Origin of the sequence: Microbulbifer sp. Q7, from assembly GCF_001639145.1 — a bacterium.
In the GTDB taxonomy this organism is placed as follows: Bacteria; Pseudomonadota; Gammaproteobacteria; order Pseudomonadales; family Cellvibrionaceae; genus Microbulbifer.
This window is the reverse complement of record NZ_LROY01000001.1, coordinates 271140-296175: the sequence shown is the minus strand read 5'-3', so window position 1 is coordinate 296175 and position 25036 is coordinate 271140. Positions and strand designations below refer to the sequence as shown.

General features: G+C 60.3%; 16 protein-coding genes and 1 tRNA gene. 11 read left to right on the top strand and 6 right to left on the bottom strand.

Annotated features, from left to right (window positions below):
- Positions 1 to 3: 3 nt before the first annotated feature.
- Together AU182_RS01125 and AU182_RS01120 are read right to left on the bottom strand one after the other, a co-directional pair.
- A complete protein-coding gene (locus tag AU182_RS01125) occupies positions 4 to 2508 on the bottom strand; it encodes an ATP-dependent DNA helicase (RefSeq protein WP_227718073.1) in 2505 nt (834 codons plus the stop codon).
- On the bottom strand, positions 2505 to 4172 hold the full coding sequence (locus AU182_RS01120; RefSeq protein WP_066959536.1) for a VRR-NUC domain-containing protein: 1668 nt from the start codon (positions 4170 to 4172) through the stop codon (positions 2505 to 2507). Before AU182_RS01120 ends, AU182_RS01125 begins: the two co-directional genes overlap by 4 nt.
- Before the next feature lie 193 nt (positions 4173 to 4365).
- Between AU182_RS01120 and AU182_RS01115 the strand changes: the two genes are divergently transcribed.
- The 3 genes from AU182_RS01115 (at position 4366) to AU182_RS01105 (ending at position 8404) form a co-directional block, all read left to right on the top strand.
- Positions 4366 to 5394 carry a zinc-binding dehydrogenase gene (locus tag AU182_RS01115; RefSeq protein ID WP_066959534.1) on the top strand — a complete coding sequence of 343 codons (1029 nt, stop codon included), beginning with the start codon at positions 4366 to 4368 and terminating at the stop codon, positions 5392 to 5394.
- Between the two features lie 370 nt (positions 5395 to 5764).
- Complete coding sequence (katG, locus tag AU182_RS01110) at positions 5765 to 7942, top strand: catalase/peroxidase HPI (protein ID WP_066959532.1); 2178 nt, start codon at positions 5765 to 5767, stop codon at positions 7940 to 7942.
- Between the two features lie 60 nt (positions 7943 to 8002).
- Positions 8003 to 8404 carry a GFA family protein gene (locus tag AU182_RS01105; RefSeq protein ID WP_066959530.1) on the top strand — a complete coding sequence of 134 codons (402 nt, stop codon included), beginning with the start codon at positions 8003 to 8005 and terminating at the stop codon, positions 8402 to 8404.
- Positions 8405 to 8530: 126 nt separating this feature from the next.
- Here the strand turns inward: AU182_RS01105 and AU182_RS01100 are convergent, their stop codons facing one another.
- Positions 8531 to 10393, bottom strand: a complete 1863-nt coding sequence (locus AU182_RS01100; protein WP_066959529.1) for a DUF885 family protein — start codon at positions 10391 to 10393, stop codon at positions 8531 to 8533.
- Positions 10394 to 10735: 342 nt separating this feature from the next.
- Here AU182_RS01100 and AU182_RS01095 point away from each other — a divergent pair, with 342 nt between their 5' ends.
- Positions 10736 to 11239, top strand: coding sequence for a YHS domain-containing (seleno)protein (locus tag AU182_RS01095; RefSeq protein WP_066959527.1), 504 nt, complete (start codon positions 10736 to 10738; stop codon positions 11237 to 11239).
- A 419-nt stretch (positions 11240 to 11658) separates the two neighbouring features.
- On the opposite strand, the gene AU182_RS01090 is transcribed toward AU182_RS01095, so the two are convergent.
- Positions 11659 to 11735: transfer RNA gene (locus AU182_RS01090), tRNA-Arg, on the bottom strand.
- 456 nt (positions 11736 to 12191) lie between these two features.
- On the opposite strand from AU182_RS01090, the gene AU182_RS01085 reads away from it, so the two are divergent.
- The 3 genes from AU182_RS01085 (at position 12192) to AU182_RS01075 (ending at position 17216) form a co-directional block, all read left to right on the top strand.
- Positions 12192 to 14429: a TonB-dependent receptor gene (locus AU182_RS01085; RefSeq protein WP_066959525.1), complete on the top strand. Its 2238-nt coding sequence runs from the start codon at positions 12192 to 12194 to the stop codon at positions 14427 to 14429.
- Between the two features lie 150 nt (positions 14430 to 14579).
- Positions 14580 to 16079, top strand: coding sequence for an adenosine deaminase (locus tag AU182_RS01080; RefSeq protein ID WP_227718072.1), 1500 nt, complete (start codon positions 14580 to 14582; stop codon positions 16077 to 16079).
- Between the two features lie 96 nt (positions 16080 to 16175).
- Positions 16176 to 17216 carry a purine nucleoside permease gene (locus AU182_RS01075; RefSeq protein ID WP_227718071.1) on the top strand — a complete coding sequence of 347 codons (1041 nt, stop codon included), beginning with the start codon at positions 16176 to 16178 and terminating at the stop codon, positions 17214 to 17216.
- A gap of 25 nt (positions 17217 to 17241) precedes the next feature.
- Here AU182_RS01075 and AU182_RS01070 read toward each other — a convergent pair whose 3' ends face one another.
- On the bottom strand, positions 17242 to 18225 hold the full coding sequence (locus tag AU182_RS01070) for a transporter (protein WP_066961901.1): 984 nt from the start codon (positions 18223 to 18225) through the stop codon (positions 17242 to 17244).
- Positions 18226 to 18523: 298 nt separating this feature from the next.
- Between AU182_RS01070 and AU182_RS01065 the strand changes: the two genes are divergently transcribed.
- Together AU182_RS01065 and AU182_RS01060 are read left to right on the top strand one after the other, a co-directional pair.
- Complete coding sequence (locus tag AU182_RS01065) at positions 18524 to 18943, top strand: cytochrome c5 family protein (protein ID WP_066959522.1); 420 nt, start codon at positions 18524 to 18526, stop codon at positions 18941 to 18943.
- A gap of 238 nt (positions 18944 to 19181) precedes the next feature.
- Positions 19182 to 22022, top strand: coding sequence for a TonB-dependent siderophore receptor (locus tag AU182_RS01060; RefSeq protein ID WP_066959520.1), 2841 nt, complete (start codon positions 19182 to 19184; stop codon positions 22020 to 22022).
- 121 nt (positions 22023 to 22143) lie between these two features.
- Here the strand turns inward: AU182_RS01060 and rep are convergent, their stop codons facing one another.
- Positions 22144 to 24177 (bottom strand): DNA helicase Rep, encoded by a 2034-nt coding sequence (gene rep, locus AU182_RS01055; protein WP_066959518.1) that lies wholly within the window; start codon positions 24175 to 24177, stop codon positions 22144 to 22146.
- Positions 24178 to 24350: 173 nt separating this feature from the next.
- Here rep and AU182_RS01050 point away from each other — a divergent pair, with 173 nt between their 5' ends.
- Positions 24351 to 24572 (top strand): DUF3565 domain-containing protein, encoded by a 222-nt coding sequence (locus tag AU182_RS01050; protein ID WP_066961898.1) that lies wholly within the window; start codon positions 24351 to 24353, stop codon positions 24570 to 24572.
- Positions 24572 to 25027, top strand: a complete 456-nt coding sequence (locus AU182_RS01045) for a YaiI/YqxD family protein (protein ID WP_066959516.1) — start codon at positions 24572 to 24574, stop codon at positions 25025 to 25027. The genes AU182_RS01050 and AU182_RS01045 overlap by 1 nt, the downstream gene beginning before the upstream one ends.
- Positions 25028 to 25036 lie beyond the last annotated feature (9 nt).

The following is a 25036-nucleotide window of genomic DNA, read 5'->3' as shown; positions in this document are numbered from 1 at the left end:
GATTTACCCATTCCAGAAATGATCGAGGGCGGCGGAAAGTGCGTGGCCATTATTGCAGGTCTGCGGGTGCCAGTGCTGCGGATACAGCGCGCGGTAAAACGGATCGGCAAAACGGTTGTCGGCCAGGATGACCACGCCGCGGTCGCTCTCGCTGCGGATTACCCGGCCGGCGGTTTGCAGCACGCGGGTCAGGCCCGGGTAGCGGTAGGCCGCATCGAAACCGTTTTCGCCCCGCTGTTCGCAGGCCGCGCGCAGCAGTTCCTGTTCTTCGTTGACCTGCGGCAGGCCCACACCCACCACAATGGTGCCCACCAGCTGTTCGCCCACGTAATCCACGCCCTCGCCGAACACGCCTCCCATGATGGCAAATCCCAGACTGCGGCGGCCACTCTGGAAGTTGTCCAGAAAAGCGCTGCGCTGCGAATCGGAACTGCCGGAAGCCTGCTGCACCAGCGGAATTTCCGGGTACTGCGCGGCAAAGCGCTCGGCCACCTGCTGTAAAAAGCGGTAGGAGGGGAAGAACACCAGGTAGTTGCCCGGGCGGCTGCGATAGGTGCGCGCAATCATTTCCACCAGGGTGTCACTGGCCCGTTGGCGGGCGCGGTAGCGGGTGTCTACAAACGGGCACACAAACAGCCCCAGTTGCTCGGCCGCAAACGGCGAGGGCAGGGCGAGATACGGCGCCTCCGCCTGCAGCCCCAGTTGCCGAACCACATGGCCCGGCGGGCGCAGGGTGGCAGAGAACGCGATGACGCTGTGAAACAGCGCGTAGGCCTGTTGCAGGTAGTCGGCGGCACTCAGGCACAGCAGTTCAATTTCCTGCTCCCGCCAGCGGCTGTCGCGATTTGGCAGGTGTTGCGCACGGGTAATACAGCGGTGGTGCTCTGCCGCCAGCTGCTCCACAGTCTGGTAGCGGAACAGGGCCCGCAGCCAGTCGACAATGGCTTCCGGTGGTGCCTGCGACTGCTCCCACAACTGGCTCACCACCAGCAATACCTTGTGCACCGCCGCGCTCACCTTGTGGGGCGCGCCATCGGCGAGCGCGGTGATCCACAGTTCGGTTGTTTTTCCGTTTTCTCTTGCGACTCTTTTCTCGTCTACTTTTTCAATCTTTTCTGGCTTGCCCGGCGGCGCGGCCTGCTGCCCCGATTCCCGCCGCTGCTCTACCCAGCTATCCAGTGCGCGCACCAACGACTGAATAGCGCGCTGCAGCGCGGGGTGGGAACCCTTGCAGGCGGCGGCAGCACGGCGGCTATCCGCGCGGCTGAGTTTCGCGCTGAACATGGCCCGCGCGCGGTCGCTGAGGTTGTGCGCTTCGTCGATCAGCAGCGCGCGTTGCAGGCGCGCGTCGCGCAGGCCGTGCATTTGCACCAGCGGATCGAACACGTAGTTGAAGTCGCACACCACCAGGTCTGCCCAAGGCAACATCTGCAGCGACAGCGCAAACGGGCACAGCTGCAGGCGGTCCGCCTCTTCGGCAATCACCTCCGGCGTCAGCAGCGGGCGCCCCAGCAGGGCGCGGCGCGCTTCCGGCAACCGGTCGAAGAAGCCGCGGGTACGCGGGCAGATACCCGCATCGTCGCGGCTGCACAGGCCAAGATTGCAGGCACAGGTTTTGTCCCGCGCCTGCAGTTCCAGTACCGACAGGGTCAGCCCGCCGGCGTGCAGCCGCGCGGCGGTTTCCCGTACCACCTGGCGGCCGGAATTTTTCGCGGTGAGATACATCAGCTGGTCGAGGGTTGTTTCCCCCACGGCCTTGATCGCCGGGAACAGGGTGCTGATGGTTTTGCCGATACCGGTGGGAGCCTCCACCAGCAGTTCACCGCCATCGCGCAGGCAGCGGTAGGCCGCCACCGCCAGTGCGCGCTGGCCCGCCCGGTATTCCGCAAACGGAAAGGCCAGTGCGCGCGCGGAGGCGCGCACCGCCTGTCGGTGGGCCTGCCAGCGCCGGTGCCACTGCAGGTAGGTGGAAAGCGCGGTTCGGGCGAAGGTTTCCAGCTCGTGCCAGCGGAACTCGCGGGATTCGGGGTAGGTCTTTTTTTCCTTCAGGTTGTGCCACAGCATCTGCAGCGCCAGCGGCGTGTCGGCGGAGAACTGCTGTTGCAGCCCGTAGCAGAAACCGTAAATTTTCAGCTGTGCCCAGTGCAGGTCGCGGGCGGATTCCGCCAGTTTGTGCGGCGGCACATAGGTGGTTTTTATCTCGTCCAGCTGCGCCGCGCGGTGCAGGTCCGGCTGGGGGTGCAGGATATCCACCCGGCCGCTGAGTACCACGGTTTGGCCGTCCTGCTCCACGGTTTCCTGCAGGCGGTATTCCGCTTCACTGCCCGCGGGGCGTTTTTTCTGCAGTCGCTGGTGCGCGCGTATCCCCTCTTGTGCGGTGGGCCCGCCGGAGGGCTCGCCCACCAGGTCCCCGCTGCGGCAGGCGAAGGCCACCAGCTCGCCCACGGAAAGTTGCAGCGTGGTGTCGAGCGCGGTTTGTTCTTGTGCTTCTGCTGGAGACTCACTCACGGCGTTGCCCACTCCACATGCAAAACCCGGTGTGGGATCTGGTGCGTGGCAAAGTAGGCCAGCCAGCGCTGCTGGTTTTGCTGCAGGCGATCACCGGGGCCTTTGACTTCCACCAGTTCGTAGCTGCCCGCCGCGGGGAACCGGATCAGGTCCGGCAGGCCGTTGCGGTGATGGGCGATATCACCCAGCAGGCGGCGGAACAGCGCCAGCCAGTGTTCCGTGGGTATACGCTCCAGCGCCAGCGTCAGCAGGGATTCTGGCAAGGCTTCCCAGGCCACCAGCGGATTGGCAATGCCGTGCTTTTCGTGAAAGTGCTGCCAAACCCAGCGGTTCAGGTTTCCCCGCGCCAGTTCTGCCAGGCGGCCCTCAAGTGCGGCGCTGCGCTGTGGATAAAAATCGGGGGTGCGGAAGTCGCTCGGCGCTACCTGAAAGGGATTGAAGAAAGCCCCCGGCACCGGCGCGAACAGAATGTCCCAGATCGCGAGACCCAGTACCCCGTTAAACAGGGTGTTTTCCACGTAGAAGCAGTGATCGTCCGAGGCGCTTGGCGCAAGGTGTTCCGCGGCGAGCAGTTCTACCCGCGCCCCGGTAGGGGGCAGCGCGACGGTGTCCGTTGGCGGTTTGTGTCGGCGCGGTGCCGGCCAGGTATCACCGTCGCCGATTTTCTTCGCGGTGCGGTGCCCGAAATTCCGTGCAAACGCGCGTTCCGCCTCGTTGTGCGGGTTGGCGATGATCTCCGCACACAGGGCCAGCGCGGCCGCGGGTTCACCACGGGCCACCGCGATCCGCGCTTGCCGCTCCCGCGCCGGCGGGCGGCTACACAGGCGGTACAGCGCATCGGCGTCATCCAGTGCATCGAGCCGCTCCAGTTGTCGCGCCAGGGTCAGGCGTAGCCGGTCCAGGCGTCGGTGCAGGGTGCGGTCGCCGTCGATACCGGCGGGGAGCTGCGCCGCCAGTGCATTGATCGCGGGCGCATCGGCGGCCAGCGCGCACTCGGCTTCTGCCAGGCAGTCGTAATAACGCAGGTGCTGTTCGATCTGCGCGCGGTCCTTAAACGGCAGCTGTTCCCGCTCGAGCGGGTAGCGTTCATAGCGGAACAGTCCCAGGTCCCGCAGCACATAGTCGGTCAGGTCCTGGTTCAGGTTGCCAAAAAACAGCAGCTTGAAGGTTTCGAAGTGCGCCGCCGCCTGCACCGCCACCAGCGGTTCGTCCACTGTCAGGGCGTTTTGAATGGGCGCCGCCTGCTGCGCGAGCAGCGCCTGTTCCACGGCCGGGCGTTTCAGGGTTTTGGGCAGCGGCTCGGGGCTGCTGGCGAGCAGTTCGTGCTTGGTAAACAGCGGCAGGATTTCGGCCAGTGCCAGCGACGGGTTGCGCTGCAACAGGCCGCTGATCACCAGTTCTTCCACCGCCGCGGGCAGATCGCTGATCTCCCCGTAAGCCAGCTTGTGTTGCCGGAACAGCGCGCCGGCGGAGGAGGGCACGCCCTTGCGCGATAGCAGGCGCACGTAAAGACGCTGGCTGTTGGTCGTCAGCGCCCGGAACTGACGGTAGAACTGCCGTTCGTCGTCGCTCAGCAGCGCTTCATAACGCGCCACCACAAAGTCCACCAGCGCGTGGAAGTTGCTGAGGTAGTAGTCCGGTGCCAGTTCGACGGGATCGGCCATGGGGGAATTCAGATATCTGGGAGTGTGCTCAAGCGGTGGGCGGCATTATCGCCCAGTGCTGTATGGTTATACAGCACTCGCGCAACGTGAACAAACCGGCGACCGACCGGCGGGACATATCCGGTCCGCTGGTGTTGGGTGCCCCGCTACCGTTACCCTGCAAAAAACACAGTACATCTGGAAGGAAGTCTTCATGCAGCAAACCCGGCAAGTCTGGCGCACGCAAAAGGCGGGCGCTATCAGTAACCTGAAGCTGGTCGATGAGCCGCTCGGGCCGCTGTCCGGTGCGCATATTCGTGTGGCGGTAAAGTCCGTGGGATTGAACTTCGCGGATATCTTCGCGCTCACCGGACTCTACTCCGCAACCCCGCAGGGCAGTTTTATTCCCGGGCTGGAATTTGCCGGTGTAGTCACCGCTCTCGGCGAAGGTGCCGTTACCGATTTGCAGGTGGGGGATCGGGTCTACGGCTGCACCCGTTTCGGCGGTTATGCCACGGTGGTGGATGTGCCGCCGCAACACTGCCGGAAAATCCCCGCACACTGGGGCTTCGCCGAAGGCGCCGCCTTTCCCGCGCAGAGCCTCACCGCTTACTACGCCCTTGCCACACTTGGGGCGGTAAAGCCCGGGCAGGTGGTGCTGATCCAGAGCGCCGCCGGCGGCGTCGGCTTGCAGGCCATGCGTATGGCCGCGCAGATGGGGGCCATCCCCATCGGCACCGTCAGCGCCCAAAGCAAGCGCGCGTTTCTCGCCGAGCAGGGGTTTTCCGAAGTCATCCTACGTGGCAACGATTTTGCCGAACAACTACACACACAACTGAACGGGCGACCGCTACACGCGGTACTCGATGGCATCGGCGGCGCAATCCAGAAGCAGTCCTTCGCCGCCCTGGCACCCACCGGGCGGCTGGTGGTATTCGGTGCGGCCGAATTCACTCCCGGCGACAAACCCAACTGGCTCAAGGCGGCCTGGCTGTACCTAAAACGCCCACGTTACGACGTGATGGACATGATCAGCAGCAATAAATCCGTGCTCGCCTTCAACCTCATCTGGCTGTGGCAGGAGCAGGCCCTGTTCGAGGAATTACTGGATGGCTGCGCTGGGCTGGGCCTGCCGGCTCCGCATGTGGGGTGTGAGTTTCCGTTTGCCCGCGCCCACGAGGCCATCGAACATCTGCGCAGTGGTGCTTCAGTGGGCAAGGTGGTGCTGACGATCGAGCACTGAGCCAGTTCACCAGCGGCAGGTCGCCCTCTGGATCTTGCCGCGTCTGCTGCCGCAAATTTAACCGCCACAGCCATGTCGACGGCACCACTGGCCCGCTGCGGGATATCCAGTAGATATGCACAGGTCTATCCCGCGAAACTGTGGGGAACCTGGTTGTGGATAACTGTATGCACAGGTTTTCGTTTTCTTGGTGGCAAGGCGCAGGCCGCTGGCCGGGAAATTCTGGCGCTTAAGCGGACACCGGCACCGGCGAGTGGCGCCATAGTGAGCTGTCAAAGGCTAGCGCAAGGTGCGGCTGCATCCGCGCAGCCATCTGCAATTGGCCTAAACAAATAACACGCATTGATCGCTCAGCAAAAGGATTCGGACCATGACGGAAAGCACAACACAGTCGCGCGGCCAGTGCCCGGTTGCCCACGGTGCCCTCACGAACAGCGGCGCATCGGTAATGGGCTGGTGGCCGAAGGCACTGAATCTGGACATATTGCACCAGCACGACCGCAAGCCGAATCCGATGGGCGCCGACTTCAATTACCGGGAAGCGGTCAAAACGCTGGATTACGCGGCACTCAAAAAAGACCTGCACGCGCTGATGACCGACAGCCAGGCGTGGTGGCCGGCGGATTGGGGCCACTATGGCGGCCTGATGATTCGGATGACCTGGCATGCGGCCGGGTCCTATCGCATTGCCGATGGGCGTGGTGGCGCGGGAACCGGCAACCTGCGTTTCGCGCCACTGAATTCCTGGCCCGACAATGGCAACCTGGACAAGGCCCGCCGGCTGCTGTGGCCGATCAAGAAAAAATATGGCAACAAGTTGAGCTGGGCAGACCTGATAGCCTATGCCGGCACCATCGCCTACGAATCCATGGGTCTGAAAACCTTCGGCTTTGGCTTTGGACGGGAGGATATCTGGCACCCGGAAATCGACACCTACTGGGGTTCGGAAAAAGAGTGGCTGGCGCCTACTGGTAGTGAGGGCAGCCGCTATTCCGGCGAGCGCGACCTGGAAAACCCGCTGGCGGCGGTAATGATGGGGCTGATCTACGTGAACCCGGAGGGCGTGGACGGCAACCCGGACCCAATCAAGACCGCCCACGATGTGCGTGTCACATTCTCCCGCATGGCCATGGACGATGAAGAAACCGTGGCTCTCACTGCCGGCGGCCACACCGTGGGCAAAACCCACGGCAATGGTGATGCTGCGCTGCTCGGCCCGGAACCGGAAGCGGGTGAGCTGGAAGACCAGGGCTTTGGCTGGCTCAACAAGAGCAAGCGCGGTGTCGGGCGCGATGCGGTCACCAGTGGCCTGGAAGGTGCCTGGACCACCCATCCCACGCAGTGGGATAACGGCTACTTCGAGATGCTGCTCAACCACGAGTGGGAGCCGAAGAAAAGCCCGGCCGGTGCCTGGCAGTGGGAGCCGGTGGACATCCGGGAGGAAGACAAGCCGGTAGACGTCGAAGACCCCTCGATACGCACCACGCCGATCATGACCGACGCCGATATGGCGATGAAGATGGACCCGGAATACCGCAAAATTTCCGAGAAATTCTACAAAGACCCGGCCGCGCTCGCAGACGCCTTTGCCCGCGCCTGGTTCAAACTCACCCATCGCGACATGGGCCCGAAAGCGCGCTATATCGGCCCGGATGTGCCTCAGGAAGACCTGATCTGGCAGGACCCGGTACCCGCCGGCAGTACCGGCTATGACGTCGATGCGGTAAAAGCCAAGATCGCCGCCAGTGGCCTGAGCATTGCGGAAATGGTGGCCACCGCCTGGGACAGTGCGCGCACTTATCGCGGCTCGGACAAGCGCGGCGGTGCAAATGGTGCGCGCATTCGCCTGGCGCCGCAAAAAGACTGGCTTGGCAACGAGCCGGAGCGCCTTTCTAAAGTCTTGTCAGTGCTGGAACCCATCGCTGCGGAAAGTGGTGCGAGTTTGGCGGATACCATCGTGCTGGCCGGCAACCTCGGGGTAGAGCAGGCAGCCAGGGCGGCAGGTGTTGCGATCACCGTGCCTTTCTCCCCCGGCCGCGGCGATGCCACCGACGCGATGACCGACGCGGAGGCCTTTGAGGTGCTGGAGCCACTGCACGATGGCTATCGCAACTGGCTGAAGAAAGACTATGTGGTTCAAGCGGAAGAAATGTTGCTGGATCGCACCCAGCTACTGGGCCTTACCGCACCGGAAATGACCGTACTGGTGGGCGGCATGCGCGTGCTCGACACCAATTACGGCGGCACCGCCCACGGTGTCTTCACGGACCGCAAGGGCCAGCTGACCAATGATTTCTTTGTGAACCTGACAGACATGGGGAATACCTGGAAGCCGGTTGGCAAAAACCTTTACGAAATTCGCGACCGCAACACGGATCAGGTGAAGTGGACCGCAACGCGGGTGGATCTGGTATTTGGCTCCAACTCCATACTTCGCGCTTATGCCGAGGTATATGCACAGGACGACAGCCGGGAAAAATTCGTAGAGGATTTTGTGGCAGCCTGGGCGAAGGTCATGGATGCGGACCGGTTTGACCTGCGTGCATGAGATGGTGGGTGAAACGGACCGAGTCTATGGATGAATTCTGCAAAAAACAGGGAATGTAAGATGCGGACCAGTAAAGTGCGTTGCGACTGTCACGCGGTGGAAGTCACCATCACGGGCGACCCGAAAGTACATGCTTTCTGCCACTGTGAGGATTGCCGCGAGTTGTTACAGGTACCTTACCACTCGATTATTGCTTGGGAGCCTGAGAAGGTTGAGATCGCGCAGGGGCAGGAAAATGTGGTCGAGTACCAGCATCCCAGCAAGAGAATGAAGCGGGTATTTTGCAAACGCTGCGGTGATGTGCTGTACAACACCAATGCCATGGGGTGGAAGTTGGTGTCGCAATTGTTATTTCGGAAATGTAATCCCGGTGAGTTGCCTACGGCATTTCAATCCAATGCACATTTTTTCTATGATCGGCGTATTGTGGAAATCGATGATGAACTTCCCAAGAGGGAATAGCGGCAAAAATGACCCTGTGCTATGGCAAGTTTTTCCGGGTAGCCTCTCTACTGTCCGCAATACGTTCTGCGTGACTACCTGAATGGCCAGGACTCACGCAGAACCTATTTGGCATTGCCAGTACTGTTATGCAGCGCTATCGCGTTTAGTGTTGCTGGTAGCGGTATTGAGTCCGGAGGCTCGGGTGTCTGCAATATAGCTGTCGACAATCTTTTCCAGAATATCCAGCGGCACCGCACCATTTTTCAGTACAACATCGTGAAAATCCCGGAGGTCAAACTGCTCACCGAGTGCTTGCTTGGCCTTCCCGCGGAGTTCCAGGATTTTGAGCATGCCGATCTTGTACGCAGTCGCCTGACCTGGCATGACGATATAACGCTCGATTTCCGCAGTCACGTCACTCTCCGCCATACCGGTATTGATCAGCATGTATTCGATTGCCTGTTCTCGGGTCCAGCGCTTGTGGTGAATCCCGGTATCTACGACCAAACGTACAGCGCGGAAAAGCTCGGCACCGAGGCGGCCGATGTTATCGAACGGATCGTCTTGGAAGCCCAGCTCCCAGGCCACCTGCTCGGCATACAGCGCCCAGCCCTCGGTGTAAGCGGTAAATGGGGCCATACGGCGTATCAGCGGCATACCTTCCAGCTCCATTGCCACCGCGATCTGGAAGTGGTGCCCGGGAATGCCCTCGTGATAGGCGAGTGTGCGCATGCCAAATTTCGGTGTCGCCTTGATGTCGTGTAGGTTGGCAAAGAAACGCCCGGGGCGACTGCCGTCAATGGCCGGTTGCTGGTAGTAGGCACCGGGCGCAGTCTTTTCCTTGAATTCCGGAATTCTTACCACTTCCATACCCGCTTCCGGGCGTACACGGAAGGCGTCGTCGAGCCCCGCGTTGATCTCGTCCAGAATCTTTTGGTAATCCTCCAGAATTTGCGCGCGGCCAGCATCGCTGTCTTCGTAGTAGAACTCTGGACGCGATGACAGGTCGGCCATCGCCGCAGTAAAGCCCTCATCGGTATTAATGCCTTGGCTGGCGAGAATATCCAGCATTTCGCCCTGGATGCGCTCCACTTCCGACAGGCCAAGGTTATGGATTTCATCGGCGGTGTAATCGGTAGTCGTAAACATTTTCAGTGCAAGCTGGTAGGCCTCACTCCCGTTCGGCAGGTGCCAGTAGCCATCTTGTGAGCCTGCGCGATCGGAAAGATTATCAAAGTATCCAATCAGGTCCTGGTAGGCCGGGTAGACATAATCCTGAATACGAATTTCGGCTTTCGCCAGGGCGGCAGCGCGATCTTCGGCGGGGATAGCCTCCGCTTCATCAAGCTTTTTTTGCAGAGATACGTAGAGAATGTTTTCCTTCGGCGGGGTTTCCACGAATCCGCGCATTTCATCGAGCACCCGTTGGATTACAAAGCGCGGAGGAACGATACCGCGCTCCTCGCGCACACGGAGATCGTCAAGCAACTGTGCGAATTTCAATTCTACAGCCTGCAAACGGGACAGATAATTTTCTGCATCCTCAAGCACGTGTACCTGATGCTGGGCTTCCATGAAGCTCGGATATCCGTTCTGTACGCCAAATAGCTGATTGACTGGGTAGGTGTGGTACCGGAAAGGTTCCGCATCAATGATCATGTCAGCCAGATAGGCGGCAACCTCTCTACTCAGCTCCTGGCTTTCATTCAAACCCTCATACGTATCGAGGGTTTGCCGGAACACCTTGACGTCCGCGAACATCGCATCGGTTTTTTCCGGGCTGATCTCATCCAGTTTTGCATTGTGGCCTCTGATACCCAGGGATTCGAGAAAACCGAGTGAGGTCAGCATCTCCGGACTGTCGATGGCGACCTTGACCAGTTGCCTGTCGAGTAGCACGCGGAAAAAGAACGGTTTCTCAGCGTACCACTCGTGGGCGACGAGCGCGCCGCTGGCCATGACCATACCGAACAGTCCGATGCCGGTGCGTTTTAGAATTTTCTTCACAGCAGTTTTCCTTTTATTGTTAAAGCGACATCGATATAGAAATTTTTAGTGGGTCACTTTGATGGTTACCCGGTAGGGGAAATAGCGTTCACCTTGGCTGGATTTTTTTGGCTGGGGCGCTATCAGTTCCTATTCATTGACGTACCAATGGAGGAATGACTCAATTCCAATATCGCGGATTGCCTTAAATTGCTGGTACTAATACAAAGTATCCATCACGAAGTATCCATATTGGTGCGGTGCTCGCTAAAGAAGCGCTCTTGTCATACACTCGAGCAGATTGGTTGATTTGCTTGCCGATAATAAGTAACGCACGTTTCACAAGACTCTCAAGGGGGTTCTATGTTTCGAAGTACTACTTTGGCGATATTCCTGCTGTTTGCCTCTTCCCTCGCGCTGGCGGATAACAATGAAATCGCCGAGAGTCTGCATGATGCCGTAGAAATCCCAGCCAGTATAAATATCTATTCACACTTTTTCCGCGATGCCCTGAAGGGCGCTGATGTGGTGGCCTATTTCAGCCTCGCGCCGGGTGAAAAAGCGGTGAAAGGTTCACCTGACATCACTTACGAGTGGGGCGAGGTTACCTGGCGCTTCGCAAGTGAAGAAAATCGCAAGCTGTTTGCCGCTCATCCGGAGAAGTACATCCCGGCCTATGGTGGGCACTGCTCGTACGCCATGGCGAGGGGTTTTGAGGCGCCTCCGCGCCCGGATAGTTGGGTGATTATTGATGGTCGTCTTTACCTGAACAACAACAAGAAATCGTTCGAGATTTGGGAGAGAGACGTCGAGGTCAATATTGGCAAGGCCGATGAGAACTGGATAGCGATCAATAGCGAAAATTGAGAGTGGGAGTTGGGCGAAGCCCTCGGGCTTGGGGTGGTATAAGAGAGATGGCTGCCCGAGAGGATGAGCTCCCTTCGGTCGCTGGTCTCCGGCGCTTTGCGCCTCCGGCTCGAACCTGGGAGTTGGGCGAAGCCCTCGGGCTTGGGGTGGTATATGAGAGATGGCTGCCCGAGAGGATGAGCTCCCTTCGGTCGCTGGTCTCCGGCGCTTTGCGCCTCCGGCTCGAACCTGGGAGTTGGGCGAAGCCCTCGGGCTTGGGGTGGTATATGAGAGATGGCTGCCCGAGAGGATGAGCTCCCTTCGGTCGCTGGTCTCCGGCGCTTTGCGCCTCCGGCTCGAACCTGGGAGTTGGGCGAAGCCCTCGGGCTTGGGACGGTATAAAAGAAAAGGCCACCCGTTGGGTGGCCTTTTCTTTTATATGGCCCGCCCGAGAGGATTCGAACCTCTGACCTTCGCCTCCGGAGGGCGACGCTCTATCCAGCTGAGCTACGGGCGGTTGTTACGCGCCACGGCGATGCCGGCGCGGAGGCGGATTATACAGAAGCACCCGGATGGGGCAAAGCGGCGATTGGGGTTTTGTGCAGGTGCTGGCCAGTGGATGTGTACAACGCTGGCGCCCCGATTTGGGCGGTAGGCACCAAATTGGTGCTTTAGCGGGCGCCGACGGGTTTTCGGGGGCTTTGGCGCCGGGACTGACGGTTCCTGGGCAAAAGTACTCCGCCGGCTTATGTGCCCGAAACATGACGAATATCAGTGGGTAGGTCGGGTTTCGGGCGCGAATGGCCGGGCGTGGGCGACGGTGGCGCAAGTGGCACGTTCGTTGCTCTTGTGAGTGTGACCCTGAGCGGCCGCGCGGTATCGCAGCGGCGCCAGTGCATATCAAGAGCACACGATAACGAGAACCGAGGATTCCGGGTGAGTAGCCCCGGGATCCTGCAAAGGAACCGACCCAATGAGCAAGGCTATCACCCCGACTCTCCTCGCCACGGCCATCGCCGCAACCCTGCCGCACGCGGCGTTTGCCGCCGCAAGCGACGATACCGCCGCGGCGAAACGCAAACCGGCGATGCTGGAAGAGGTCACGGTCACCGCACAGAAGCGCGCGGAAGGTTTGCAGGAAGTGCCGATTTCGGTCGCGGCGCTGTCCGGTGAGCGCTTTGACAGTGTGTTTGCCGCCGGCGACGACATTCTCGCCCTGGCGGCCCGGGTGCCGAACCTCTACGCCGAGTCCTCCAATGGCCGCGCCGCGCCGCGCTTTTATATTCGCGGGCTGGGCAATTCGGATTTCGACCTCGCCGCGTCACAGCCGGTGTCCATCATCTTCGACGATGTGGTGCAGGAAAACGTGGTGCTGAAAAGCTTCCCGGTCTTTGACGTGGAGCAGGTGGAAGTGGTGCGCGGCCCCCAGGGCACGCTGTTCGGGCGCAACACTACCGCCGGGGTGATCAAGTTTGATAGCCGCAAGCCCACTATGGAAAACACCGGCTACATGAAGGTCGGTGCCGGCGAGCTGGGTACCGCGAATGTAGAAGGCGCGTTTGGCGGCGCGCTGGTGGATGGCGAACTGGCCGGTCGCGTGTCCGTCCTGCGACAGGAGCGCGGTGACTGGATCGACAACACCTATAGCGGTGAAGAGGATGCTCTGGGCGGCTTTACCGAACTGGCGGTGCGTGGGCAGTTGCTGTGGACCCCTTCGGAAGATTTCTCCGCGTTGCTCAATGTGCATCAGCGCGACCTCGATGGCACCGCCAGTGTGTTCCGCGCGAATATCTACGAGCAGGGTGAACAGGGGGAGCTCAACCCGACGTTTGACCGCGACTCGGTGTATTTCGATGATGGCGACAACAACCCGCAGATGTACGAGAGTGCCGGCTCGTCCCTGAAGCTCGAATGGGATCTGGGTGACGTGGTGTTGACCAGCATTTCCGCCTACGAAGGCGCCGAGGGCTCCAGTAAGGGCGACATCGACGGCGGTGTCGCCGGCGACGGCCCGGGCTTTATTCCGTTTGGCGCGGTTACCGAAGACCAGGCGGACGTGTCCCAGGTCACCCAGGAAATTCGCCTGGCCAGCGACACACCGGATCCCCTGCAGTGGCAGCTGGGTGGCTTCTACTACGACGCCGATCTCGATGTCACCAGTATCGATGGCTTCTTCGGCGCAACCACCGTCAGCCACGGCAATACTTCCTGGGCCCTGTTTGGTCAGACTTCCTATGACTTCAGCGACGCGCTGACCGGCACCGTGGGCGTGCGTTACACCTATGATGAAAAGTCGCTGGTAGTGGGCGAGCAGAATGTGGATGGCTTTGCGCTGGTGATCGGCGCTGCCGCGATACAGGATTATGCTCCGGTAGAGATCGACGATGACCAGCTCAGCTGGGAGGCCAGCCTCAATTACGCGCTGGATGACGACGCCAGCGTCTATGCGCGCCTGTCGGAGGGCTTCCGCGCGCAGTCTATCCAGGCCCGCGATGTGGCCTTCGAGGGCAGCCCCTCGGTGGCGGACTCGGAAACCATCACGTCATTTGAACTGGGCTACAAGGCCGACCTGTTACAGGACACCCTGCGCCTGAACACCGCCGTATTCTATTACGAGATTGACGACATCCAGCTCACCGCGGTGGGTGGCGGTGGCAACTTCAACCGCCTGCTGAATGCGGACAAAGGCGTGGGCAAGGGCTTTGAAGTGGACCTGGAGTGGGTAGCCAGTGAAAACCTACTGATTACCGCCGGTGCCGGCCTTGCCGATACCGACATTCAGGATGCGGACCTCAGCACCGCGCCCTGTGGCTCGGGCCAGTGCACCGTGACCGACCCGCTGACCAGCGATGGCCTGGCGCTGATCGACGGCAACCCCTTCCAGTCTGCACCGGAAACGGTATTCAACTTCACGTTGCGCTACAGCCTGCCCATTGGCAACGATGGCGAGGCCTTCTTCTACACCGACTGGGCCTATCAGGGGGAAACCCACCTGGCCCTGTATAGCGCGCAGGAATACACCATCGATAGTCAGTTTGAAGGCGGGCTGCGCGCCGGTTACACCAGCTTCTCCGGTGATTACGAGCTGGCCTTCTTCGGCCGCAACATCACCGATGAAGAAAATATCAAGGGCCAGATCGACTTCAACAACCTCACCGGGTTCGTCAATGACCCGCGTATTCTCGGCGTGGAGTTCCGCAAGAACTTCTAAAGTGTGCGCATATCTCGCGAACCGGATACCGCGCAAAACCGTTGCAGGTGTTTGCGCCGGTGAATCTGGGATCGTGGTTTAGCCCGGTAAAGTCTCGCCAGTTGAGGCTTTCACCGGGTTCGTTGTTTGGCCTGATGCCGGAGATTGATTGTGAGAAACACCCGGGGGCGCCGCTCCGTATTTCTTTCTGTGATTCCTGTGATTCCTGCGATCGGTTGCCTGTTCGCGCTGCTGGGGTTTGCGGCAGATGCCGCCGCCGGTGTCCGGGAACACTGGTTTGAAACGTTCAAGCGTTCCGCGGACGACCGCGATCTCTACCGCTTTCTGTACGCGCTTCCCAAGGGAGGCGACCTGCACAACCACCTGACCGGTTCCAATTTCAGTGAGTGGTGGTATGAGCTGGCCACGGATAAAACTCTGAATCGCGGCTACGAATATTACACCCGCGTACGCATCGATAACTGTGCGGGTTACGGCCAGGACATGTTCGGCTTCGCGCCTTACCTGCTGTACTTTCGCAATCTACAGGCATCCTCTTATAAGAAGCTTTCTGATTGTGAGCAGGGCGAATACAAAAAAATCAGCGCACTGAATGCCGCGGAGAAAACCGCCTGGATGGACAGTCTGCGGCTGGATAAACAGCACGAGGGCCGCGAGGAATTTTTCCAGACCCACTGGCAGCGTCTCAACGAGCTTGGCCGCAACCCGTATATCAATGCGGAAATGCTGGTGAAAAACATGCAGGCCTTCGCCCGCGAGGGGCTGACGTATCTCGAGACCATGGAGGGAACCCGCTTTTATACCCGACCGGACGGCAGCACCTTTGCCCCGGACGAAGTGGCAGATATTTTTCGCCAGCGTCTGGCGGAACCCGACGCGGTGGCCACCGGAGTGACCGCGCGCATGCAGTATTACCTGCTGCGCTTTATCGACAATGCGGAAGAGGACCTGGAGTGGATCTACCGTTTTGTGGATGCCAACCGGGACCTGTTTGTGGGCATCAACATGGTTGGCCGCGAGGACAACGACAAGGGCCACCCGCGACGTTTTCTGCCGACCCTGCGCAAACTGCGTCGGGACATTCCCGGCGTTCCGCTGGCGATTCATGCCGGTGAAGTGGATGAGCCCAATTACCATGTGCGCGACACCCTGTTGCTGGGCGCCACCCGTATCGGCCACGGCGTTAACCTGATCGACGATCCGGATACGCTGTTGCTGATGCGCAACAGCGACTACCTGGTGGAAATCAACCTGATCAGCAACCTGTTGCTGGAGTATGTGGATGATTACCGGGAGCATCCATTCCCGGAATACCTGCGCATGGGTATTCCCGTTGCGCTGTCGACCGATGATCGCGGCATGTGGGATTCCAACATGACCGATGAATATTTTGTCGCGGTCAAAGAGTTCAACCTGTCATGGGAGGAACTCACCTCTCTCGCCCGCAATTCCCTCAAGCACAGTTTTGTCGGCGACGAAACCAAACAGGAATTGCTGCAGGATTATGCGCGTCGTCTGGAACGCTTTCAGAAGCGTTTTCAGCGCTCGGGTATGCAGGGGCTCAGCGACGTGGTGCCGCGCAGTCACGGCTTTATCTGCCAGAAATATGCGCTGTGTGACTTTTCCACACCGGTGATGGCCGCTCACTAATTTGTTTGAAAAACCAAGAGAAAAATGATGTTTAAAAAAGCTCTCTGTCAATCGCATCTTTCCCGCGCTTTACTTGTATTGCTTGCGCTGCTAACGGTGACAGGCTGCGGAAAAGACGCAGCCGGCCCGGTAACCGAGCCCATCCCGATTAAAGTCGTGGTGGTGAATATGTTCGAAATCGGCGAGGACGAGGGGGATACCGCCGGTGAATTCCAGCTGTGGAAAGAGCGTCAGCAGCTGAGCCAGCGCTTTGCCTTTCCGCAGTCCCATCACGATTTGTTTCTGAATCCCGAGACCGGGGTGCTGGGCATGGTGACCGGCATGGGCACCAACAAATCCGCCTCCGCGGTGATGGCGCTGGGGCTGGATCCGCGCTTCGATCTCAGCAAGGCCTACTGGCTGGTGGCCGGCATCTCCGGGTTCGACCCGGCCGATGCGTCCATTGGTTCCGCGGCCTGGGCGGAGTGGCTGGTGGACGGCGACCTGATGCACGAGATCGACAGCCGCGAATTGCCGGAAGACTGGTCGACGGGCATTTTCCCGCTGTTCAGCAAGGGGCCCTATCCGGAAAAACGTCCGCCGAACCTGGGCGAAGTATTCCGTATCAATGGCGACCTCACCGAGTGGGCCTACCAACTGACCAAGGATACCGAGCTCGGCGACGATGCGACCATCGCCGAAAACCGCAAGGCATTCACCGATTTCCCTAATGCGCAGCGCAAGCCGTTTGTGTTGAAGGGGGACAACCTGGCCGGCATGACCTTCTGGCACGGGGACTACCTGAACCGCTGGGCCAACCGCTGGGTGGATTACTGGACCGAGGGGCAGGGCCGTTTTGTCTCCTCGGCGATGGAAGACACCGGCACCGCCCAGTCCCTGTTCTATCTCGACCGCGCGGGGCGGGCAGACTACGACCGCCTGATGGTGCTGCGCACGGCGAGCAATTTTACCGTGCCGCACCCGGGCATGACCGCGGCGGAAAGCCTGCTCAGCGAGGGTGAGGATTACGCCGGGCTGCAGCTATCGCTGGAGAGCGCCTACCGGGTAGGCAGCCGCGTAGTGGATACGCTAGTGGAGGGCTGGGAAACCTATCGCGACCAGATGCCCTACGCGGTGGAGGCCGTGCAGGGCGAATAGCCGCGGGCCGGTTACGGCTGTGTCGTCACTGCCACTGGTAGGCAAATTTGAACCACACATAGTCCCCTTCCGGGCTGTTGCGGGTATCGGTCTGCGGCAGCCAGCTCAGTTCCAGCAGGATATTGTCGGTGCCCATGGGCAGCATGTAGCCGATCACCGGGCCGATACCGGATGAGCGCATTTTGAATTCATCGATGAAAATCCCCGGGCCCGGGTTGCGGTCCGGGCTGAATTGCTGTGCCCAGAATCCGTTGAGGCCGAGGGTGACAAACCCGGAACCGGCCTTGATCATCTGCTGCACACTTGCATCCAGGTGAAAGGTGCGGCCGCTGCGGTAGTCCGTATCCGGGTTTTCATCATTGAACATCACCCCGGTAAACACCGAAGCGTTGAAACCGGCTTCCAGATTGCTGTAGGCGATACCCACCACCGGGTCGATCGCCCAGTAATTCAGCCCCTCGTTGGCCAGTCGCCCCACCTCATAGTCCCCGGTAGGTGCATGTACCGACAGGGCAAAGTTGTACTGCCAGCAGCCTTCCTGCCAGGCCATGAGAGCCGGTATCAAGGTTGTGTCGCCTAGCCCGGAGACGGAATCGCGACGGCTAAAGTTGCCGAGGCTGCTCTCCACGGTGCCGGTAACAGTCACGTCCACCCAGGAGGCGAAGGCGCCGATGGTGTAGTCGGCACCGAGTACTTTGTTGTCGAAGGTGTAGGTGAGCCCAGGCACCACGGCATCGACTTCTACATCCAGTCCCAGTGCCACCACACCGGCCACGGGGGTCTCGGAGGCGGTGCCAAAATCGCCCTCGTAGTGCATGTACTGGGGCTTGAACACCCAGCCTTGTTGCACCGGTGCGCGGTCGATCAGGGTGGCCATGGCGCCCGGCACATAGTAGCCGATACCACCTTCGGTGGCGCTGGCTGGCGCTGGCAGCGCAGCCAGGAAAACCAGAACCGCTAATGACGGGATCAGGGAGAGGCTGGGCACGATGCCTTGGGTCCGGTGCATGGGGAGTACCATCCTTAGTCTTACTCGATAGTCTTACACGATGTATTTCCAGCAATCCCAATCAGTGTAGCTACCCGCTGGGGCCCGGTTCGGATCCGAGAATCCGCGGGTCGCGGGTCGCTCTGGGAGTGTCGGGCACGGGGCTTGTAATCCAGTGCCGCAGGACGGTGCAGCGAGAGATGTCGGCGCAGGCCTTCGCAGAATGCGGCGCTATGCTTATAATGCGCGGCTGGTAGAAGTATGTGGCACCTCAGCCGGAATACGTCAGGCCGCGAAAACAGGCCTTCAGGGGGATTTGATGAGAGTTGTACTGAATTTTGTAGCGGCGCTGGCCGTGGTGGCCGGCGCGGCAGTCGCGGTGGCCCAGTCTGTGGATGAGCAGATCGCTGAGCGTATCGCACCGTCCGGCAAAACCTGTATGAAAGGCGAAGCCTGTGCAGCTGCCGCCCCGGCGGCCAGTGCTTCCACCGGTGGCGCGCGCAGTGGTGACGACGTATACAGCGCGCATTGCGCGGCCTGTCACGCCACGGGTGCAGCCGGCGCCCCGAAACTGGGTGATGTCGCTGCCTGGAGCCCGCGTATCGCTCAGGGCATGGATACCCTCTACACCCACGCCATCCAGGGCTTTAACGCCATGCCGGCCAAGGGCCTGTGTATGACCTGCTCGGATGACGAAGTAAAAGCCGCTGTTGACCACCTGGTGGATGGCAGCAAGTAAGCAACCACTTACTCAGCTTCAAAAAAAGCCGCTCATTGAGCGGCTTTTTTTGTGCCTGTAACAAAGCTGGTTTGGTGTGCCCGAATGGCGCGCGCCTGACCGATCGCGTCCCCAATCCCCCCTCGTCCGCCAATTTCCCCGGCCAATTTTACTATTGCGCACAAAATAAATTGTGTTAGGCTTATTTTGCTTTTGCGCACAAGAATAAATTTAACACGCTATCTAGGGGAAACGTACCATGCACGCCTCAAAGAAATTGCTCGCGCTGGCCATCGCCGCGGCCACCAGTCACAGCACCCTGCTTTACGCACAGGACAATGCTCAGGACGACCAGTGGGAAGGCGATGCCGCCCTCGAAGAAGTGGTGGTCACTGGCTCGCGTATTCAGCGCTCCACCTTTGACACACCTTCGCCCACCTCGGTGATCGGCAAGGAAGCGATCAAGATGAGCGGTGAGCTGAACCTGAACGAAGTGCTGTCCACCATGCCGCAGTTCGGTGCCGGCTTTGACGCCACCAGTGGCAGCTACTCCTTCGGCAACTCGGGCCTGAATGCGCTCGACCTGCGCGACCTGGGTGTCAAGCGCACCCTGACTCTGGTCAATGGCCACCGCCCGGTGCAGGTCACCGCCGACGACAACACCATGGTGAGTGAAATTGGCATGATCCCCAGCGAGCTGGTGGAACGGGTGGAAGTGCTCACCGGCGGTGCCTCCGCGGTGTATGGTGCCGATGCCGTGGCCGGGGTGGTGAACTTTATTCTGAGAGACGACTACGAGGGCATTTCCCTGCGCAGCCAGGTGGGTGAGTCGGAGGCCGGTGGCGGTGCCAACCAGTCCATCACCCTGACGCTTGGGGAAAACTTTGCCGACGGCCGCGGCAACTTCGCCGCCTCGGTGGATTATTTCAAGGAAAAGCCGCTCGCCTACCGCGACCGCAAATCCGCTGCCGGGCGCACCCGTTACCTGCCCAACCCGGGCGACACCGGCCCCAACGACGGCATCAAGGATTACATCATCCACAACAACATCACCTATCCAGATTTCAACATCGACGGCAATGCGTTTGCGGTGTGGAATGCGGCGGCGGGTGATGTGGACTGGTTCCAGCTGGATGGCAGCGAAGCCAGCCTGCGCACGCCGGCCACCAGTATCGTCAACGGCTGGATGGTCACCGATGGCAGCGGCTACGACCCCAATGCGTACAACTTTGCCCGCGGCCCCTACGAGCGCCTGAACACCTACTTCCGCGGCCACTACGACATCAGCGACAGCACCCGCATCATCGCCGACCTGACCTATTCCAAAACCGAGTCTTACGATGAGATCGACCCGGATTTCATCTGGGCTGACTGGCACCAGGTCAGCGACCTGGAGGCCAACGGCATCGCCATTCCCGAGGGCGTGCAGCAGGTGCTCGCCGACTACGGTGACAGCTGGCTGAAGATTCCCTACACCTTCGACGAGGCCGGCCCCCGCTGGCACACCAATGACCGGGAGTACGTCGCCGCCACCGTGAACCTCACCGGCGAATTCGATAATGGCTGGAACTGGGACACCTATCTGGCCACCGGTTTCACCTCGGCGGATCTGGAACAGGGCAACAAGCTGCGCTATGACCGCATCGACACCGGTACCTTCCAGCTGATTGGCCCCTGTGAGGAAACCAGCAGCTGTGCCAGCTTCTCGCCGTTTGCGCCGGCCTCGCAGGAAGTGCTGGATTACGTGATGACCCGTCACACCACCACTACCGATGTTGAGCAGCACACCTTTGCGGCCAACCTGAGCGGTGACCTGTTCGCCTTGCCTGCCGGCTCGGTCATGTTCAGCACCGGCCTGGAAACCCGTTACGAAAGCCTCGACTACCAGCCCTCGGAGCTGTGGCAGTCCGGCGTTTTGTCTTCACAGCAGACCTCCATCGACAACGCCAGCCGCAACGTGCATGAAGTCTATGCGGAACTGCTGGTGCCGCTGCTGCGCGAGGCGCCGCTGGCACAAAGCGTCGAGTTCGAGGCGGCGGTGCGCGGTGCCGAGTACTCCACCGAGTCCGCCAACTTCACCAGCTGGAAAACCGGCCTGAACTGGGCGTTTAACGACAGCGTGCGGTTCCGCACGGTACTGTCAAAAGCGGTGCGCGCGCCGCAGCTGGGTGAAATGTTCCTCGGCACCAGCATTGGCTACAGCGATCTGACCGACCCCTGTGATGTATTGGAAATCGACGGTGGCCCGGACGACGGGCGCCGCAAGGCCAACTGTCAGGCACTGGGTATTGAGGACGGTTGGGATTCCAACCTGAAGGGACGCCGGGGGCGCGTGATTTCCGAGGGCAACGACCAGCTCAAGGAAGAGGAGGCCACCACCTTCACCGCGGGCCTGGTCTTCACCCCGACGTTTGTAGAGGGCCTGAATGTATCGGTGGATTATTTCGACATCGACATGATGGACATGATCGTGCGCTTCGGCGCGGGCACCAACCTGGCCATGTGTGTTGACTCGGAAACCATCAACAACGACTTCTGCGCGCAGGTCGTGCGCGAGGACAATGGCGATGTGTATTCCGTGCGCGATACCTACGTCAACGCAGACGCCGCCCGCCGCCGCGGTGTGGACCTCGAGCTGGATTACAGCTTCAGCCTTGAAGACACCCTGGGCCTGCCGGGTGACCTGCGCCTCAACCTGTTGGGCACGCGCCTGATCGAAAGTTCCTACACCAACACGGTGGCCGGGGAATCCAGCACCACCGACTATGTGGGCCAGTACCGCACCCCGGAATGGAAAGCGGATTTTGCCACCACCTATTCCGTGGCCGACCTGACCATGCGCCTGACCACCAAATTCACCGAAGGTGGCCCGATTGACCTGGACGGCAACCCCGAGCGCTATGAAAACCATGTGATCCGGGATTCGCTGTATTACAACCTGTGGACCGGCTACCAGTTCACCGAGAGTACCGAAGGCTACTTCGGGGTGAACAACCTGACCGACGAGAGCTGGCGTGACCACCCGTATACCTCATACGGGTCCGCCAACTACTCGCTGCTGGGGCGTTACTTCTACGCCGGTGTCACCGTGACCTTCTAAACCCATCCTCCCTTGTGCTCACAGGACCAGGTCCCCGCCCGTAACTCTGCGGGGGCCATTTGAGCTCTCTGCTTACGCGCCGCTTTGCGGCGCTTTTTTTTGTCGGGCTTGTGGGTTCACCCTAATCAAACATGCTCAGCAGTGAGCCCAGCGTCTCGGCGCCCTTGGCCTGGTTCTGTTCTGGCGTTGCCTTGCCGAAGCCCTCAAAAATGCAGTCTTCCTCTGGCAGCTCTTCCAGAAAACGGCTGGGGGTGGTGTCCTGGTTTTCGCCGAACATCTTGCGTTTGCCCGCCAGGGTCATGGTCAGGGTTTTCTGTGCGCGGGTAATGCCCACGTAGGTGAGGCGGCGCTCTTCCTCGATGTTGTCGTCTTCGATGCTGTTGCGGTGGGGCAGCAGGTTTTCTTCCATGCCGATCATGAACACATGGGGGTATTCCAAACCCTTCGACGCGTGCAGGGTCATCAGGCTCACCTTGTCGGTGGCCTCTTCCTCTTCCTGGCGGTCGAGCATATCCCGCAGGATCAATTTGGAGATGGCCTGTTCCAGGCGCACGTCCTGTTCCAGTTCGTCATCGGTGCCCTCCATGGTTTTCATCAGGCTGTCCAAAAGCCAGTAGACGTTCTCCATACGTTTCTCGGCGACCTTTTCGCTGCTGGCGTTTTGCGACAGCCAGCCGGCGTAGTCGATATCGTCGAGCATCTCGCGCAGCGCGGATTCCGGGCTGTTGTCGCGGCAGTTGCGGGCCACCCCTTCGAGCCAGTGGGCGAACCGATTCAGGCGCTCGTAGCCCGCTTCGGTGATGTGCTCCTTGAAACCGATTTCGCTGCACGCACTGAGCATGGAAATCTCGCGGCCCTTGGCATAGTTGCCCAGGGCTTCGAGACTGCTGGTGCCGATCTGCCGGCGCGGCGTGTTGATGATGCGCAGGAAGGCGTTGTCATCGTCCGGATTGACCAGCAGGCGCAGGTAAGACATCACATCCTTGATCTCGGCGCGGGCAAAAAAGCTGGTGCCGCCCGACAGCTGGTAGGGAATCTGGTTCTCCTGCAGCTTCATCTCGATCAGGCGCGCCTGGTGGTTGCCCCGGTAGAGCACCGCGAAGTCCTTGAAGTGGCAGCCGCGGCGCGCCTTCTGCAGGAAGATCTCATTGGCGACCCGCTCCGCTTCCTCGTTCTCGTTGGCCACCTTGAGTACGCGGATCTCGTCGCCGAGCCCGCGGTCGGACCACAGCGCCTTGTCGAACTCGTGCGGGTTGTGGGCAATCAGGTGGTTGGCCACCTTGAGGATACGGCTGGTGGAGCGGTAGTTCTGCTCCAGCTTGATCAGGCGCAGGTTGGGGTAGTCCTGCTTCAGCTGGCTCATGTTCTCCGGGCGTGCACCGCGCCAGGCATAGATCGACTGGTCGTCGTCGCCCACCACGGTGAGGCCGCCGCGGCTGCCCACCAGCAGCTTCACCAGCAGATACTGGGAGCTGTTGGTGTCCTGATATTCGTCCACCAGCAGGTAGCGGATCTTGCGACGCCAGCGCTGCAGCAGTTCCGGGTCACTGTCGAACAGCTGAACCGGCAGCATGATCAGGTCGTCGAAGTCCACCGAGTTGTACGCCTTGAGGGCGTCACAGTAGCGGCCATAGGCCACCGCCATGGCCTGCTCGCCCGGGCTCTGGGCCAGCTCCAGCGCCTTGCGCGGGGGCAGCATGTCGTTCTTCCAGTTGGAAATCTGGTTCTGCACCCGGTCCAGCAGGTCCGTGTCCAGGTCGCCATCGCGCAGCATCAGTTCCTTGATCAGACTGCGGGCGTCATCCGAGTCAAAAATGGAAAAGCCGGGTTTGAAACCGGCAACCCGGTATTCCTTGCGCAGGATATTCAGGCCCAGGTTGTGGAAGGTGGACACGGTGAGGCCGTGGGAGGCCTTGGACTTCTTGCCATCGGGGCCGGTAAGCAGCTTGCCGACCCGCTCCTTCATCTCCCGCGCGGCCTTGTTGGTAAACGTCAGGGCAGCGATGTTTCGTGCCTGATAGCCGCATTGTTCGATCAGATAAGCGATTTTCCGTGTAATTACACTGGTTTTTCCTGAGCCGGCACCGGCCAGCACCAGACAGGGACCGTCGATGTACTTCACGGCTTCCGCCTGGCGTGGATTGAGCTTGGTCATAGGTGAATCTGGGTCGTGATACAGCGGATTTGGGGCCACAAGATGCGGCGATTCTACCAGCGTGCGCCGCGGATGGCTTTGCCTTAGGTGGTTTTCCTCTGACCGGCGAGCCGCGGCTTTCGCCGCAAGCGGGATTTGTCTATAAAGAGCGGCTGAATAGCCTGGGGAACGGCATGCAACAGCCAATAGTCGGATATCACCGCGATGATGAGCGCCACTGGGTAGCGCAACTGGCCTGCGGTCATAACCAGCACGTGCGCCACGATCCACCCTGGCAAAACCGCCCCTGGGTGACCACCCGCGAGGGCCGGCAGCGTAAGCTGGGGCTCAAACTGGCGTGCAAAAAATGCGATGCGGGTGCCCCCGCCGACCAACAACCGCGAGAATCTGATTAATGCCGAAAATCTGGGTCGATGCCGATGCCTGCCCCACGGTGATCAAGGACATCCTGTTCCGTGCCGCCGAGCGCACGCAGACGGAAATGACGCTGGTGGCCAACCAGCATGTGCGGGTACCGCCATCGCAATACATACGTTCGGTGCAGGTCACTGCGGGCTTTGATGTGGCCGACAATGAAATTGTCCGCCAGTGTGCCGCCGGCGATCTGGTGATTACCGCGGATATCCCGCTGGCCTCGGAAGTGATCGACAAGGATGCCACCGCGCTGAATCCCCGCGGCGAAAAATATTCCAAGGCCAATATCCGCGCACGCCTGAACATGCGTGACTTTATGGAAACCCTGCGCTCCAGTGGTGTGCACACCGGTGGCCCACCGCCACTGGGTCAGCAGGAACGCAAGGCATTTGCGGATCAGCTGGATCGCTGGCTGGTACAGGCTCGCAACAAGTAGCCCGGGCAA